Below are 17111 nucleotides of genomic sequence, written 5' to 3'. Positions count from 1 at the left end.
ATACGCCTATGAAACTCTGGGAAAAAGGAATTGCCACCGACAAACAAATCGAACATTTCACTGTTGGAAACGACAGAGAATTAGATTTAGTTTTAGCCAAATACGATGCACTAGGTTCTATTGCCCATGCGAAGATGTTAGGTCAAATTGGTTTATTAAGTGAATCAGAGACTACTTCATTAGTATTAGCATTGGAAGAGATTATTTCTGATGTTGAAGCTGGAAATTTTGAAATTGAAGATAGTTTTGAAGACGTTCATTCCAAAATCGAATACCTATTAACTGTCAAATTAGGTGATGCTGGCAAGAAAATCCACACAGCACGTTCTCGAAATGACCAAGTTTTAGTTGACGTCCATTTGTATTTAAAAGACGTAGTCAAAGAACTAAAAGAACAAGTAAGGGTGCTTTTTGATGTATTGATGGAATCGGCGGAGAAACATCAAAACGTTTTATTACCTGGATATACGCATTTACAAATTGCAATGCCATCATCTTTTGGAATGTGGTTTTCGGCTTATGCTGAAAGTTTGATTGACGACATTACAATGTTGAATGCCGCTCTAAAAGTAGTAGATCAAAACCCATTGGGTTCTGCTGCAGGTTATGGAAGCTCCTTCCCTATTAACCGTTCATTTACTACTAAGGAATTGCAATTTGAAACCTTAAAATTCAATGCGGTAGCTGCTCAAATGAGTCGCGGAAAAGCGGAGAAAACAGTCGCTTTTGCAATGAGTAGCGTAGCAGCCACTTTGTCCAAATTTTCTATGGATGTATGTTTGTATATGAGTCAGAATTTTGATTTCATCAGTTTGCCGTCTCATCTTACGACGGGTTCTAGCATTATGCCTCACAAGAAAAATCCAGATGTATTTGAGTTGATTCGTGGAAAATGCAACAAAATCCAAGCCCTACCTTATGAAATCACTTTGATTACCAACAATTTGCCAAGCGGTTATCATAGAGACTTACAATTATTGAAAGAAGGGTTATTTCCTGCGATTCAAAATTTAAAAGCCTGTTTGGATATTGCAATTTTCGCTATCAAAGACATTACAGTAAAAGAACATATTTTAGACGATAAAAAATACGACTATTTATTTACGGTGGATTCCTTAAACGAAATGGTAGTGGCAGGAATTCCGTTCAGAGATGCTTATAAAGCCGTGGCAGAGCAATTAGAAAACGGAAGTTTTCAATCGCCTAAAGCTACCAAACACACTCATGAAGGAAGTATCAACAACTTATGTTTGGATGCTATAAAAGATAAAATGATGCAATCCTTTTAATTCAAATAGTTGCATAAAAAAAAGCTCCAATTTCTTGGAGCTTTTTTTATGTTTTTATACATCTTATTTTTTTACAACCAGTCGGAAACCTTCTCCGTGAATGTTCAAAATTTCAACATTCTCATCTGATTTTAAATACTTTCTTAGTTTGGCAATATACACATCCATACTACGAGAAGTAAAATAATTATCGTCTCTCCAAATTTTAGTTAAAGCCAATTCTCTTGGCATTAAATCATTTTCATGAAGAATTAACATTCTTAGTAATTCATTCTCCTTAGGTGATAATTTAATAGGCGCATCATTTTCAAAGGTCAAGAAACGCAACTTAGAATTTAGGTGAAATTTACCAATGTTAAACTCAAACTGTACTTGCTCAGTTTTCACATCAGATGATTTTCTCTGAATAATTGCTTTGATTTTCATTAACAAAACCTCTGAATCAAATGGTTTGTTCAAATAATCATCTGCACCCGCTTTGTATCCTTTCAATACATCCTCCTTCATGGATTTAGCAGTCAAAAAGATAATAGGCACTTCGGCATTTTTCTCTCTAATTTCTTTAGCTAATGTATATCCATCTTTATAAGGCATCATGACATCTAAAATGCATAAGTCATAACTTTCCTTCTTAAATTTCTCAAAGCCTTCCATACCATTTTTGGCCAAAACAACATCAAAGTCATTTAGTATTAAATAATCTTTTAATACTGCTCCAAAGTTAAGATCATCTTCAACCAGTAGGATTTTCTTATTATTTTCCATAATTTAATTGATTAATGGTAATTTTATGGTAAAGGTACTTCCTTTTCCTTTTTCACTTTCTACGTAAACTTGACCGTTATGGTCGTCAACTATTTTCTTAACATAGGCCAGACCTAAGCCATGTCCTTTTACATTATGAATATCACCTGTATGTTCTCTGTAAAACTTCTCAAAAATTCGTTTTTGAGCAATCTTACTCATTCCCAATCCTTTATCTTGAACTTTAATCAATACCATATCTTTAATATTTTCTGTGTAAACATCAATCTCTGGCGGATTAGGAGAATACTTTACAGCGTTCTCTAAAATATTCACGATAACATTTGTAAAATGATTATCGTTCACTAAAACAGAAGTTCGGGTAGCATTAAAATGCGTTTTAATGGTACCATTACGATCCTCTAAAATTAGACTAACATGCTCAATTGCATCGTTAATAACATCTTCAATTGGTATCGATTCCTTTTCTATCTCTAATTCTTTTTTCTCTAATTTAGAAATTCGCAAAACATTTTCCACTTGAGCATGCATGCGCTTATTTTCGTCGCGAATCATAGCTAAATAACGCAATACCTTCTCTTTGTCATCAATTATTTTTGGATTCCGAATAGCGTCCAAAGCTAAATTAATTGTTGCTATTGGTGTTTTAAACTCGTGCGTCATATTATTAATAAAATCCGTCTTGATTTCAGAAATTTGACGTTGTCGAATTAATTGACTTAAAGCACTTGAATAAGCAATGATAATAATGAGTGTAAAAATAATCGACAAAATAGTAATACTTACCAACTCAGACAATAAGAATCGCTTCTTTTGAGGAAAACTGACCATCAACTTATATTGTTCATGTTCCTCATTATCTGTTAAAATTGGAATGGAATAACTGTTCTTTGGATTGTATTTAAAATTAGCAGAGGCTACTTTAGTAGCAGCACCACTATTGTATACACCAAACTCAAAATTTATTTTTACTCCGTATTCTTCTAACTCTCTCTTAATTAAACTTTGAATATTTTCTATACTAACACGCTCTTCTAAAGGCATAGCTGAAGCAATATCTTTATAAAAGATTTCAAATTGTGCATTGTCTAAAACATCCAAACTTCCTGATTTCTCAATGCGTTCATCTGGAATCAAACTTTGATCCAACATTGAATTATCCAGCGGCTTATTGTTATAAATTTCAGTAATTCTCTTCGAACTAAAATTTTTAAACTTTGAACTATCCGTTTTCTTGTCAAAGAGCGAAGAACTAATATTAAAATCCTCAGCAATAATACTATTGGAGTACACAATAGTTTTATTGGTTTTTAAATTCTTTTGTACATAAGTAAATTCAAGTAAATCATCTTTCTGTGGGATTTTACCCGTACTATCTTTTAACTTATTGTATCTATCGTAAAAACTGTAAGCTTCTTGCTTTTGCAATTTTTCGGCAACATTACCTAAAACCTGCTTCACATGAAACTTAAATTGTTCTTCATTATTTTCAAACGAAGTATTAAACCAATAGACTTGCACGAGAATAATCCCTATTAGGGACAGACTCATTAACAAAACTAATAATCTAAAAAACAGCTTACTCATCAAAACAAAATTAGTATTTTAACAATATAGTTAATGATACATTAACCAAAGATTAACATCTTTAATGTATATTGCTAATTGTATAAAATTTTAAGAATATGATCTATTTGTTGTTTCGCAGTTTCAGTATCTGCATTTTCAACAACAAAATCACTTTTAGCGATACGCTCTTCATCAGTCCATTGTGCACTGATGCGTTGCAAAACCTGTTCACGGGTACAATTATCTCGAAGTATCACACGGTTTATTCTATCCACTAAAGGGGCAGTAATAGTAATCGTATAATCACAAATAGTGTAACTACCGCTTTCAAATAAGATTGCTGCCTCATAAATCACAAAAGGTGCTGATTGGTATTGGTCAAGCCAAAGTTGAAACTGGGATCGCACCGCAGGATGAATAATACGGTTTAATTGATCTAACTTTTCTGCATCTGTAAAAACGATCGCCGCCAGTTTTTGCCTATTCAATTGCTTGTTTTCAAAAACAATATCGCCAAAAACAGATTTGATCTGATCCAAAACTTCTGGCAACTGTGTCACCTTTTTTGCTTCATCATCAGCAATAAATACAGGAATTCCTAAGGATTCAAAATACCGAACTAGGGTAGTTTTACCGCTTCCTATTCCGCCAGTGACTCCAATGATTTTTGCCATTACTATTTTTTAAAAAACAATTTAGGGAAAGCAACTTCAGGTTGTTGTTTCAAAATAATCACTTTAACATATGAATCTAAAAAACCTAAACCATAGCCATAAAATTGTTTCCAAACAGCAATTAAAGATAAATAGCCAATTTTAACGCTTCGATTTTGAATAGTAGAAGTTACAAACAAGATGAAAAAATACAACATATACAATTGTAATAAAAGATCAAATGTCAATAACAACAAAGCTACCGAAAGAAAGAATCCTAAAATAAAAACCGTTGGAAAGAAAAAAGTCAACTTGTTGTGTTCTGGATACCAACTGTTCAAAATAGGTCGGGCTTTACCAAACTTACTTACTTGAATAGAGAATTTATCCCAATCAATTCGGCGTTTATGGTACACAAACGCTTTTGAAAACAAACGAGTTTCAAAACCTAAATTCCACAAACGAATAGATAAATCTGGATCTTCACCTGGGTGAATATTACCAAAACCTTTGGAAGCTTCAAACGCTTTTCGAGACAATCCCATATTGAAACTTCGTGGTTGGAACTTTCCTATTTTCTCTGAACCACCTCGAATTCCACCTGTAGTTAAGAAAGATGTCATAGCAAAATTGATTGCTTTTTGAATATCTGAAAAACTATCTAAAGCTTTGTCTGGTCCTCCAAAACAATCCACATAATCCTGCTTCAATGCCTTATCTACTTCATTCAAATACTGTTCAGGAATAATACAATCCGAATCAAAAATGATGAAATAATCCCCACTCGCCTTTGTCATTCCGTAATTACGAGAATCTCCAGGCCCTGAATTTTCTTTATAAAAATAGGAAATGTTTAACTGCGCTAGGTATTTCTGAATCACTTCACCACAAGGAATTGTCGATCCATCTTCTACTATAACAATCTCAAAATCATTTTGATAAGTTGTTTTTGACAAGCTTTCCAATAACTCATCTACTTCGTCAGGACGGTTATATACCGGTATAATAAGAGAAAAATGCATATTCAAAGTTAAAAGTTGATTCCATAAAGGATTGTAGCACAAATATAGTGTTTAAAGGCAATTGGCAGCAAAAAATAGTTGGGTCGATACAATAAGTAGTAAACCAATTAAAAAAAATCATTTCAAAATGGATTAAACTCAATAATTCGACTATTTTTGAACTCTTATTTTTATTGGGAATTCATGACATTATTTCTGCACTAATCCCAACAAATTTATATCCAATTATAGAAATAAATCTACTGAAGCTAAAGAATCCCATGAATAAAAAATTAATTTTTACACTACTAGTTGTTTTTATTACCAACCTAAGTTTCTCTCAAAATTCAAGATTACATCATAACAACACCATTGGATGGTATAACTATTTCGGAACTTTTAAACTGTCTGAAAAATGGGGTATTCATACGGAATATCAATTTCGTAGAGAAGAATTGATTACCAATTGGCAACAAGGACTTTTGCGTGTAGGACTAAACTACTCAGTCAATCCAAGGGTTTTAGTTCGTGTAGGATATGCAATGGCAGAAACCTATCCTTATGGTGATGTTCCTTTGAACGGTATGGGTAAAGATTTTACAGAACATCGTGCTTATGAAATGCTACAACTTTCGCACAAAGAAGGTAGTATAGATATTTCTCATCGTTTTATGCTTGAACAAAGATTTATTGGTCGTTATAGTAATGCTAATTTAACTTCAGAAGACGAATTCCCTTTTTCCAACCGAGCGAGGTACATGATTCGGGTTCAAATGCCTTTGAAAGGAAAAGAGATGAAAGATAAAACGCCCTATATAGCTGTTTATGACGAAATCATTATTGGTTTTGGAGAAAATGTAAATGCGAATATTTTTGATCAAAACCGATTAGGTGTAGCTTTAGGATATCGCTTTAATAAAGGCTTCCGACTTGAAGCAGGTTATCTAAACCAAGTAATTCAATTTGGGCGCTTAATTAATGGCAAAAACATCATTCAAAACAATAATGGTCTGGTGTTGAGTGCCAACTTTAATTTTGACTTGACTAAGTAGTGTTCAAAAAATAGCATAAAAAACTTACGCTACATAGCTTTTATTTAAAATAATTGAATTACTTTTGATTACGTTTTTATTATAAATGCAGTTGTACTCCCCACAATACACAACTGCACTACAGTGACTTTTCTGTCATTGTATTTTCACAAAAGAGGTAAAATAGATTAGTCTAGCAATGGAATGGCTTTGCCGTTTTTTTTTTGTTAGAATCGATTAGGACTGGACTGAAGTCCAGCCGTACAAAACAAACCGAGCCTACGGCTCTATAAAATAAACCGAGCCTACGGCTCTCACATGTGATGTGATAGTCCCATCGGGACGACCCATATCGTAACAACGGATTTTAATCCGTTGGGTATAATGAACATGCTAATATCGACTGGACTGAAGTCCAGCCGTACAAAATAAACCGAGCCTACGGCTCTATAAAATAAACCGAGCCTACGGCTCTCGCTCGTGATGTGATAGTCCCATCGGTACGACCCATATCATAACAACGGATTTTAATCCGTTGGGTATAATGAACACGGAGCTATCGATACCTAATAAAAATATAAAATGGCAAATACCTATCATCAAGTATACATACAAGCTGTGTTTGCAGTGAAATATAGAGCTGCGGTTTTGGATAAAGAATGGAGAGCTAGTGTGTTTAGTGTTATTGGAAATCTAATCAATGAAACGGGTTGTAAAACCATCATTGTTAACGGCGTAGAAGATCATGTACATTGCTTATTTGGTTTAAAACCCACTGTTTCTATTTCAGAATTAATGAAAATAGTAAAAGCGAAATCTTCAAAATACATCAATGATAACCGATTTCTATTGAATCGCTTCGAATGGCAAGAAGGCTATGGTGTGTTTTCATATAGTCATAAACAATTGGATGTTGTCTATAATTATATCAAAAATCAAGAAAACCATCATAGAGATAGAACATTTCAAGAAGAATATTTGTCCACATTAAAGAAATTCAATATTCAATATAACGAGAGTTATGTTTTTGAAAAATTACAATAAATAGAGAAATTAATAAAACGAACCCAAAAACCAAAACAATATGAAAAGTGAATGGATCGCCAATTACGAAGGAAATGAAATAAAAATAACAAACAGCTGGTTTCATGGCGAACGACTGTATGTAAACAATGAATTGCAAGACGAACAAATAAATTTTATGACACCACCCAATCTGACTGGAAGTCTTGTCGATGCAAATGGAAATACTCTGAACATAAAAGCTAATTTATCTGGATTCACTAGGGTGAGTTGTAGATTATTTATCAACCACAAGAAAATAGCATTAAAACAAACAAAATAAACTGCTGAGAGAATATGTTGCTAGAACTATACTAAGCACATCAATTCTAAAAGCGAATTTTTACTAGCAATCTATGAATGTGTAACCAAAACTATCCCATTTATGAAACTGAAATTCAAGAAAAAAAGATTCATTTATAATTTACTATTAGGATTATTTTGGACAGGCATAGCTTTGGACAGTATTCTAGCATTAGAAAAAATTCGTTGGACAAAATATATCGTTTTAGGTCTAGGAATATCCTATTTAGCCAAATTTCTCTACGAAATGAAATACCAGTACATCATCATTAAAGATGGGACGCTACAACGAAGCGGCCTTTTTCATTTTCACAGAAAAATCAATTTAAAAGAAGTCTATGCTATAAAAGAGATACAAGGCACCTATTATCTTAAAACAGATAAAACAGTATTTAAAATCGATACCGATTTAATTGACACCAGCTCCCTCCTACACCTACATAGCTTATTAAAAGAGCTTGATTTACCTGCTGACAAAACACCTTTTTATAACTAATCCATTTGCAAGTTGAACCAATCGCCCCCAATAATAAAAATCAAATTCCAGAAAAAAAGAATAGTGTACAATCTAATATTTAGCACTATATATGTTGCAGTTGGACTTTACCGAATAGTCTCAAACGAACATATCAACTGGATTAAATCTGGTTTTTTTGTCATAGGAATACTGTATTTAATTAATGCTCTTTTTGAAATCATCACGCACTATATAGTTATTAAAAACGGTACTCTCAGAAAATATAGCTTTTGGGCATTTCATAAAGATATTGAACTTCAAAATATCATTGAAATCAAAAGCGTTGCGAATGATTACATTGTTTTTTCCGAAACCACAAAACTCAAAATTCAAGTCGAACTCATAGCTGACGATTCGCTTGAAGAACTAAAACGCATTTTATCTGAACTCGATTTGCCCGCTGATAAAACACCTTTTCAACAAACCGACAACAGACAACAGACAACCAATAACCTAATAACGCAATAAACAAATAACCAAATCTCTAAAAGACCCCACCTTTTAGTACAATAACGCCCCCAAAATGAAATACAAAAACATTCGTGAAGAAGAGTTAAAGAACAAAGTAGGCGCCGACTGGTTTGCCGCTTTTGATACTACAGAAATTCTAGGTAATATTGACTTTACCGTCTTTCCAAAACAAGACAATATATTTGGCAGAACTCCTTTGCTTTGGGCAGAAGCCAAAACGGGCAACTTCGATATTCCTACTATGTTTGTCCAATTGATTTTGACCATTGGGAAAGCGCGAACCTTTGACAAAACGATGCCACCGGCGTTTTTAGGCGCGTTCGATTTTAAGAAAATTGCCTTTGTGCCCTACATTAATATTTCGGATATTTTTTATATGAACGATTTCAATTGGAACGTAACGCCAAGCAATCACGAAACCAAAGAATTCCTGTTGATTAAAGAGCGAATTGAGTCCATTCTTAACAAAAACACCTATGTGTACGACTACGAAAAGGACGAAAAAGAACTACAAACCTTCATTAAAAATAATGTTGCCAAAGCTACAACTGCCAACAAATTAAAGATTGATAAAAACAATTTTATTCCTATTTATTTGAGATGGCTCGAAGTGGTGAAACCCATTATCGATGTCAACTGGGACGACTTGAAACAGGCGAATATTATGGACAGTGATTTTTACCTTGCCGACTTATTTGTAGACGACAAAGACACGCAGGCACTGGAAGATGATTCGAGCATTCGCGATAATTTGTTTGTGGTGTTTCAAAACCAAGGCTATAAAATTGCCAAGGAAAACATCAAACAAATGTTTGACGCCACCATTAACCTAAAAAACAAAGAAGCCTATTTGCAGTTTTGGAAACGCTACAAACGACCGCCTTTAAAAGAGTTTCAAGATTACATTATTGAGCGACGTGATTTGTTGGTGCCGCAAGACATTCGCGAACGAAAAGGGGCGTTTTTTACCCCAAGAAAATGGGTAGAATTATCCCAAAAATACCTCACCGATTATTTGGGACAAAACTGGCAAGACGACTATTATATTTGGGATTGCGCCGCAGGAACTGGTAATTTATTGGTGGGTTTAACCAACAAATACCACATCTATGCTAGCACACTTGACCAAGCCGACATTAGCGTAATGCACGAACGTATTGATGGTGGTGCCAACCTGATCAAAAAAAACGTATTTCAGTTTGATTTTTTAAACGACGATTTTAGCAAACTACCCCAAAGCCTACAAGACATTATTAACGACGAAGAAAAACGCAAGAAGTTAGTGGTGTATATCAATCCTCCGTACGCGGAGGCACCAGATAGAAACTTTAATAAAGATGGAAAAGCTGGTGTAGAACAATCTTATGTAAATAAAAAATATGCATCAATTTTAGGTCAAGGTAATAGAGAACTTTTTGCTCAATTTCTAATTAGAATTAATAAAGAAATTCCAGGATGTATACTTGCTGAGTTCTCAACTTTAAAAATACTACAAGGAAAACACTTTTCAGATTTCAGACTTAATTTTAAAGCAAAAATTGAAACTGTTTTTATTGTCCCTGCAGATACTTTTGATAATGTGAAAGGGAAATTTCCGATTGGATTTATGATATGGAATACTGATTACAGAAATTCTTTCAAAGAAGTTGAAGCTGATGTTTATAATAAAGATGGTCAATACATTTTACAAAAAAAAATCATAGCTTATGATAATAGTAATTTCATCAATGAATGGATAAAGCCATATAGAGCAAGTAAAACTTCGAATAGAATAATTGGAAAATTTCCATTTATGGGTAATGATTTCCAACAACAAAATATAATTCAAATAAATCATCCTGATATGATTTATAATAAAGCTGCAGGACAGTTTTTAATAAATGAATACAATTTAATTATTGCAAGTACGTATTTTACAGTACGAAAATGTTTACAAGCAACTTGGCTTAACGACAGAGACCAATTTTTATACCCAGATGATGGCTGGCTTAGTGATACTGAATTTCAATCTAATTGTTTAACCTATACTTTATTTAATAATAATATCCAAAGTCAATTCGGCACCAACCACTGGATTCCGTTTACGGAGTATGAAGTCAATGCCCAAGACAAGTTTGCCAGCAACTTTATGACAGATTTTATGAAGAGCCCCCCAACCCCCAAAGGGGTAGCAGTTACAAATGATTTATTTAGTAACGCTTGTCAACCTGAACTTGTTTCAGGTTCCCCAGAGATGCTGAAACAAGTTCAGCATGACAAGAATAAACAAGTTCGGAATGACAAAGCGTTGGTTTTCTCACCAGAAGCCACCGCCGTTTTCAATGCTGGTCGTGAATTGTGGAAATATTACCACAAGATGGCTTCGCAAACTCGCAATGACGTTTACAACGCCAACGCAAGTTTGTACGACATCCGCGAGTACTTCCAAGGTAGAAACGAAAAAGGCAGAATGAATTCCAAAAGCGATGATGCTACGTATATGGAATTAATCGGCAACTTGCGTTCACAACTCGCCATCCTCGCGGATGACATTAAACCGAAAGTGTATGAGTATGGGTTTTTGAAGGAGTAGCTTCGAGAGCCTCAGCTACCCTCGAGAGTTGATGATGGCTTCGAGAGCCTCAGCCATCATCGAGAGCCTCAGCCATCATCGAGAGCAAGTTATTGTTGCCTGAGGTTCTCGAAGGCAACAAGTAAGAAATACTCGAAGGCAACAATATAAATATATTAGAAAAGCAGATGATGGCTTCGAGAGCTCAGCCATCATCGAGAGCAAGTTATTGTTGCCTGAGGTTCTCGAAGGCAACAAGTAAGAAATACTCGAAGGCAACAATATAAACGAACTACAAGACAACAATTATTATGTTAACGTTGTTACCTGAGGTTCTCGAAGGCAACGCTATTAATATCTAAGTTATGAAAGGATATATGTACATTTTACTTTGTGCTAACGGAAGTTATTATACTGGAAGTACAATAGATTTAGAACGCAGATTGAAACAACATCAAAATGGTGAAGGTGCAAATCATACTAAAAAGAATTTACCTGTTACTTTAGTTTATTATGAAGAATACCCAAGAATAGACACTGCTTTTTATCGTGAAAAACAAGTACAAGGTTGGAGTAGAAAAAAGAAAGAGGCTCTAATTGAAGGTAAAATGGATTCATTACCCGAATTAGCAAAAGCGTACAGAGATTTAGGGAAGTAAGATGGTGGCTTCGAGAGCCTCAGCCACCATCGAGTGCCTCAGCTCAGTCAACGTGTTATTGTTGCCTGAGGTTCTCGAAGGCAACAATTAATAAACACTCGAAGGCAACAATATAAACTGAACTCGAAGGCAACAATAAAAAATGCACCCCAATCGGGTGCATTTATATAATTATGTAACTATAAATTACGAAATACTTGGTACTTGTACCATCTCGTTAGCATCAGCAAGATAATCTACTCCTTCAAAACCAAAACCAAATAAGTTCAAGAAATCTTGTTTGTATCCAGCTAAATCACCAATTTCTGGTAACGATTCTGTAGTAGATTCTTTCCACAATGCAGCTACACGAGCTTGAACATCTTCACGCATTTCCCAATCGTCAATACGAATTCTTCCTTGATCGTCTGTTGGAACGGCTTGTCCTGAGTACAAACGTTGTTGGTACAAACGTTGGATTTGTTCGATACACCCTTCGTGAATGCCTTCGGCTTTCATGATTTTGTATAATAATGAAATATACAATGGAATCACTGGAATAGCTGAACTCGCTTGGGTAACCAACGCTTTGTTAACAGAAACATACGCTTTACCATTCAAAGAAGCTAAGTCTTTTGTAATTTCAAAAGCAGTTGCCTCCAAATGATCTTTGGCACGACCAATAGTTCCTTTTCTGTAAACCGCTTCAGTAACTTCAGGTCCAATATACGAATAGGCAACTGTTGTAGCGCCTTCCGCCAAAACATTAGCCCCTTTCAAAGCGTCCATCCACATCGCCCAATCTTCACCACCCATAACCACAACCGTGTTATCGATATCTTCTTGAACCGCTGGTTCGATAGAAACTTGTGTTACATTTCCGGTATGGAAATCAACCGTTTTGTTCGTAAACGTCCCTCCGATTGGTTTCAAACTAGAACGGTGCAATACTCCTGTTGATGGGTGCATACGGACTGGCGAAGCCAAACTATAGATCACTAAATCTATCTGACCCATATCCGCTTTGATTACATCAATCGCTTGTTGTTTTACTTCGTTAGAAAAAGCATCTCCATTGATACTTTTAGCATACAAACCTGCTTTGGTTGCTTCTTTTTCAAAAGCAGCAGAATTGTACCAACCTGGTGAAGCTGTTTTCCCTTCTGAAGGTGCTTTTTCAAAGAAAACACCTAATGTTGCTGCATTAGAACCAAACGCACTTGTAATTCTTGATGCTAATCCAAATCCTGTAGAAGCACCAATAACCAATACGCGTCTTGGACCATCAATAGCGCCTTTAGATTGTACGTAAGCAATTTGATTTTTTACATTTTGCTCGCATCCAGCTGGGTGCGCTGTCAAGCAAATAAATCCTCTCATTCTAGGTTCTATAATCATATCTTTAATTCTAATTAATATTCTTGTTTAGTAGTGTGCAAATATAAACCAAATCTTTAGTTCAACAAGGATTTGGCGTGATTTAGAGCCGAATCAGAAACAACTGCACCGGATAACATTTGGGCAATTTCTAAAACTCTTTCATCCTCATTTAATAACTTCAATTCCGATAGTGTAGCGTCTCCAATTGTCGATTTAAACACTTTGAAATGTGCATTTCCTTTAGCCGCAATTTGTGGCAAATGCGTAATGGCAAAAATTTGCATCGTCTGACTCATTTCTTTCATAATCTCACCCATTCTAATGGCGATTTCTCCAGAAACTCCGGTATCTATTTCGTCAAAAATTAATGTAGGTAATTTGGAATACTGCGCCAAAATCGCCTTAACAGCCAACATAATACGTGACATCTCGCCTCCTGAAGCTACCTTTTTAAGCAAACCAAAATCAGTTCCTTTATTCGCCGAAAACAATAACTGAATTTCGTCTTTACCGTTTTGGAAATAGGTTTCAGTAGCTTTAATTTCAATATTAAAACGAACGTTTGGCATTCCCAAAGTAGCTAAAATGGTAATCAATTTGTCTGATAAAACCGGAACGGCTTTGGTTCTTTTTTGATGAATAGCCAAAGCTAAAGTATCCAATTGAATCGTTTTTTCTTGAATTGTTTGGGTTAAAGAAGCAATGTCACTTTCTAGATTTCCTAGTTCAAAAAGAGTCGTTTCTAAAGTCTTTTGTATCTCCAATAATTCGTCTACAGTGGTGACTTGATGTTTCTTTTGCAGATTGAATAGCAATTGTAGTTTCTCACTAATCAAGTCCAATTGAATTGGATCATTAATTAGTTTTTCGGAACAATTGGTCAATTCATCTGAAATATCGTCTAATTCAATAGCTAAACTACTGATACGTTCTAACAGCAAAGCATATTCTGGCGCAAAAGAGGCAATTTTTTGCAAGGCAATTTTAATCTCTTTCAAAGTAGACAAGGCTCCTATTTGCTCTTCATTGGCTAGAGCCAGCGATTTATCTACCGCTTCTTTAATGGTTTCTACATTATTCAGCTTTTCAAAATCAGCTTCTAATTGTTCTTGTTCACCGGATTTTAATTGAGCAGCAACTAATTCGTTCAATAAAAAGGTGTTGTATTCTTGTTCCTTAATGGATTCTGCTTGCTTTTTTAAGAGCAAATTCAAATTGGACTTATCTTCTTTGTAGCTTTTTAAAAGTGTTTGATAACTACTAATTTCAACTTGATTATCAGCTAGAGCGTCAACAATTTTGAATTGCACCGTTTCATCGGATAATTCTTGGGTTTGCTGTTGCGAATGAATATCAATTAAAAACAAACTCAAATCCTGCAACTCTTGTAAATTCACCGGACTATCATTAATAAAAGCTCTTGATTTTCCTGAAGGAAGTATTTCTCGACGAATAATTGTCTCGTCTTCGTAATCCAAGTCATTTGCTTCAAAAAACGCTTTTAAATTGTATTTCGAAACATCAAAATAGGCTTCAATAACACACTTTTCTTCTTTATTTTTAAGCGACGTTAAATCGGCTCGTTTTCCTAAAACCAATCCCATCGCCCCCAAAATTATCGATTTACCTGCACCTGTTTCTCCAGTAATAATAGAGAATCCTTTTGAGAAATCGATAGCCAATTTCTCAATCAATGCATAGTTTTTTATCGAAAGTGATGTAATCATAGTAGCAATTGAACTTAGGGTTAATTTTAGTACTTAATACTACTCCATTTACTAGAGTTCATAGGAGAAACTCGGTTCAAAGTAGTCACCAAATCGGTGATAGATATACTAGGTCCGCCAGAAAAAATTGAAACAATTTCATCTGATTTGGCATCAAAAAATACTCTAGTTAAAAAAGCATTGGGACGAACCGAATGCACTTTACTCAATCCCATAAGAGCCGATTTCACATTTTCCTTTGCTGATTTCAAATCCTTACTCATTCCGTCTAAGGCAGTAGCATAGTTGTAATTTGCAATACGAATATCATTAAATGTGGGCGAAACCAAATCATTGATTAAAAAATACCTATTTTGATTGCCATCTCCTTGCGTCCAACCTTTATAACCACTTAGCTGACCCAAGTTAGCAATGTTTAATGCGGCATCGTAGTAGGATGTACCTCCTAGTTCTTGAAAAGAATCCGCATCCAATCCTAAAATCAGATTGCAGTAAAATGCGATTACGCCAACTAAATTGGAATCAAAAGAATTGGGGTTGTACACTAAATTTTCAAATTCAGTATAGGAAAAATTAAAATCCTTATCGTTAAAATTGAAAATCGGACTAGAATAAGAGGAGTCAAAAATCGGTCGGGATGATAGAACTTGAATTGTTCCTGAAAATTGATTAGTAGTTCCACTTTGAAGCGTAATAAACATAGAACAATTAATGCGTTCATTTTGATTCAAAAGTTGACCATTCCAATCGGTTTTATTCACTAAATCAGTTAATGCGGTTTGAAGATTAGTGAAAATTTGAGGATTGATATTTGCCAATTTTTGAGCATTCACAGTAACCGTACAATTCAGCTGTTGTGAATGCACGAATACGCTACAAACTAAAGAAAGAAAAACTAGTAGTTTACGCATTAAAATGGCTTATTATTTTGTTTACAATATCGGTTGCAACTGCCTCTTTTGACTTTAATTCCATTGGTTCAACACTGAAATTTTTATCAATAAAAGTAACTTTATTGGTTGCTTTTTTGAACCCCGCTCCCTCATCTTGAAGCGAATTCAAAACAATCAAATCTAAGTTTTTTTTCTGAATTTTCAACTTGGCATTTTCAATTTCATTTTCAGTTTCTAAAGCAAAGCCAATTAAGAATTGATTCTTTTTGGCTGCACCTAATGAAGCCAAAACATCTTGCGTTTTTTCTAACTCAATAGAAAACTCAGCCTCTGATTTTTTTATTTTTTGAGAAGCAATTGTTTTAGGCTTATAATCAGCAACAGCTGCAGCTGCAATTGCAACATCAACTTTAGCATAATGTAAATGACAAGCGTCAAACATTTCTTGAGCAGAAACAACAGGAATTAGTTCGATAGCAGAATGTGTTACTTTGCAATGTGAAGGTCCGGAAACCAATACAACAGAAGCTCCTTGTTCTGCCGCAGACTGCGCAATATCATAGCCCATTTTACCCGAAGAATGATTCCCAATAAATCGAACTGGATCAATTGCTTCGTAAGTAGGGCCTGCAGTAATCAATATTTTTTTACCTTTAAGTGGCAGTTTACTTTCTAAATCGGCCTCAATAAAAGCCAGGATATTTTCTGGTTCTGCCATTCTGCCTTCGCCAGACAAACCACTTGCTAATTCACCGCTTTCAGCAGGAATTATAGTATTTCCAAAACTGTGTAATGCTTTAAAATTAGTCAAGGTAGTTGGGTGTTTGTACATATCTAGATCCATTGCTGGCGCAAAATAGACAGGACATTTTGCCGACAAATAAGTGGCTAAAAGTAGGTTATCACAAGTTCCAGATGCCATTTTAGAAAGAGTATTGGCAGTAGCAGGAGCAATTACCATAAAATCAGCCCATAGCGCTAATTCAACATGATTGTTCCAAACGCCTTCCCCTTTCACTTCCGTTAATTTGGAAGATACATCGTCAGGTGTCTCGTAAAAAGTAGAATAAACAGGATTTTTGGATAAGGTTGCCAAGGTAAGTGGCGTAACAAAAACCTTAGAAGCAGGTGTCATGATCACTTGGACATGTGCACCTGCTTTTATAAAGAGTCGGACCAATGAGGCAGTTTTATAACCTGCAATTCCGCCAGAAACTCCTAGCAAAATTTTCTTACCGTTTAAAACTGACATGGAACGGAT

16 protein-coding genes are annotated in these 17111 nt (G+C 34.8%); 8 read left to right on the top strand and 8 right to left on the bottom strand.

Annotation, left to right across the window (positions count from 1 at the left end; all coding sequences use genetic code 11):
- Window positions 1–8: 8 nt before the first annotated feature.
- Window positions 9–1289, top strand: coding sequence for an argininosuccinate lyase (gene argH / locus LPC23_RS07625; RefSeq protein WP_229329292.1), 1281 nt, complete (start codon window positions 9–11; stop codon window positions 1287–1289).
- A gap of 63 nt (window positions 1290–1352) precedes the next feature.
- On the opposite strand, the gene LPC23_RS07620 is transcribed toward argH, so the two are convergent.
- The 4 genes from LPC23_RS07620 to LPC23_RS07605 all read right to left on the bottom strand — a co-directional run bounded on the left by LPC23_RS07620 (window position 1353) and on the right by LPC23_RS07605 (window position 5298).
- The gene (locus tag LPC23_RS07620; RefSeq protein WP_229329291.1) at window positions 1353–2054 is read right to left on the bottom strand and encodes a response regulator transcription factor; all 702 of its coding nucleotides are present in this window, start codon (window positions 2052–2054) and stop codon (window positions 1353–1355) included.
- Between the two features lie 3 nt (window positions 2055–2057).
- The gene (locus LPC23_RS07615) at window positions 2058–3641 is read right to left on the bottom strand and encodes a sensor histidine kinase (protein ID WP_229329290.1); all 1584 of its coding nucleotides are present in this window, start codon (window positions 3639–3641) and stop codon (window positions 2058–2060) included.
- A gap of 74 nt (window positions 3642–3715) precedes the next feature.
- A complete protein-coding gene (gene coaE / locus LPC23_RS07610; protein ID WP_229329289.1) occupies window positions 3716–4297 on the bottom strand; it encodes a dephospho-CoA kinase in 582 nt (193 codons plus the stop codon).
- Window positions 4298–4299: 2 nt separating this feature from the next.
- On the bottom strand, window positions 4300–5298 hold the full coding sequence (locus tag LPC23_RS07605; RefSeq protein WP_229329288.1) for a glycosyltransferase family 2 protein: 999 nt from the start codon (window positions 5296–5298) through the stop codon (window positions 4300–4302).
- Between the two features lie 260 nt (window positions 5299–5558).
- Here LPC23_RS07605 and LPC23_RS07600 point away from each other — a divergent pair, with 260 nt between their 5' ends.
- The 7 genes from LPC23_RS07600 to LPC23_RS07570 all read left to right on the top strand — a co-directional run bounded on the left by LPC23_RS07600 (window position 5559) and on the right by LPC23_RS07570 (window position 11871).
- Entirely contained in the window at window positions 5559–6329 is a 771-nt protein-coding gene (locus LPC23_RS07600; RefSeq protein ID WP_229329287.1) for a DUF2490 domain-containing protein, read from the top strand.
- A gap of 561 nt (window positions 6330–6890) precedes the next feature.
- On the top strand, window positions 6891–7352 hold the full coding sequence (gene tnpA / locus LPC23_RS07595) for an IS200/IS605 family transposase (protein WP_229329286.1): 462 nt from the start codon (window positions 6891–6893) through the stop codon (window positions 7350–7352).
- 40 nt (window positions 7353–7392) lie between these two features.
- Window positions 7393–7653 carry a hypothetical protein gene (locus LPC23_RS07590; protein WP_229329284.1) on the top strand — a complete coding sequence of 87 codons (261 nt, stop codon included), beginning with the start codon at window positions 7393–7395 and terminating at the stop codon, window positions 7651–7653.
- A gap of 102 nt (window positions 7654–7755) precedes the next feature.
- Entirely contained in the window at window positions 7756–8169 is a 414-nt protein-coding gene (locus LPC23_RS07585; protein WP_229329282.1) for a hypothetical protein, read from the top strand.
- Between the two features lie 63 nt (window positions 8170–8232).
- Window positions 8233–8658 (top strand): hypothetical protein, encoded by a 426-nt coding sequence (locus LPC23_RS07580; protein WP_229329280.1) that lies wholly within the window; start codon window positions 8233–8235, stop codon window positions 8656–8658.
- Window positions 8659–8713: 55 nt separating this feature from the next.
- The gene (locus LPC23_RS07575) at window positions 8714–11233 is read left to right on the top strand and encodes a hypothetical protein (protein WP_229329278.1); all 2520 of its coding nucleotides are present in this window, start codon (window positions 8714–8716) and stop codon (window positions 11231–11233) included.
- A gap of 344 nt (window positions 11234–11577) precedes the next feature.
- Window positions 11578–11871: a GIY-YIG nuclease family protein gene (locus LPC23_RS07570; RefSeq protein ID WP_229329276.1), complete on the top strand. Its 294-nt coding sequence runs from the start codon at window positions 11578–11580 to the stop codon at window positions 11869–11871.
- A 186-nt stretch (window positions 11872–12057) separates the two neighbouring features.
- Here LPC23_RS07570 and fabV read toward each other — a convergent pair whose 3' ends face one another.
- The 4 genes from fabV to coaBC are packed head-to-tail and all read right to left on the bottom strand — an operon-like array spanning window position 12058 to window position 17102.
- Window positions 12058–13248, bottom strand: a complete 1191-nt coding sequence (gene fabV / locus LPC23_RS07565) for an enoyl-ACP reductase FabV (RefSeq protein WP_229329274.1) — start codon at window positions 13246–13248, stop codon at window positions 12058–12060.
- Window positions 13249–13304: 56 nt separating this feature from the next.
- Window positions 13305–14957 (bottom strand): DNA repair protein RecN, encoded by a 1653-nt coding sequence (gene recN / locus LPC23_RS07560; RefSeq protein ID WP_229329272.1) that lies wholly within the window; start codon window positions 14955–14957, stop codon window positions 13305–13307.
- A 26-nt stretch (window positions 14958–14983) separates the two neighbouring features.
- Window positions 14984–15868: a type IX secretion system protein PorD gene (gene porD, locus LPC23_RS07555; protein WP_229329270.1), complete on the bottom strand. Its 885-nt coding sequence runs from the start codon at window positions 15866–15868 to the stop codon at window positions 14984–14986.
- On the bottom strand, window positions 15861–17102 hold the full coding sequence (coaBC, locus tag LPC23_RS07550) for a bifunctional phosphopantothenoylcysteine decarboxylase/phosphopantothenate--cysteine ligase CoaBC (protein WP_229329268.1): 1242 nt from the start codon (window positions 17100–17102) through the stop codon (window positions 15861–15863). Before coaBC ends, porD begins: the two co-directional genes overlap by 8 nt.
- Window positions 17103–17111 lie beyond the last annotated feature (9 nt).

The sequence above is a fragment of the Flavobacterium ammonificans genome, assembly GCF_020885975.1.
In the GTDB taxonomy this organism is placed as follows: Bacteria; Bacteroidota; Bacteroidia; order Flavobacteriales; family Flavobacteriaceae; genus Flavobacterium; species Flavobacterium ammonificans.
Note: the sequence above shows the minus strand (reverse complement) of the source record. Positions and strands in the feature narration are given on the sequence as shown.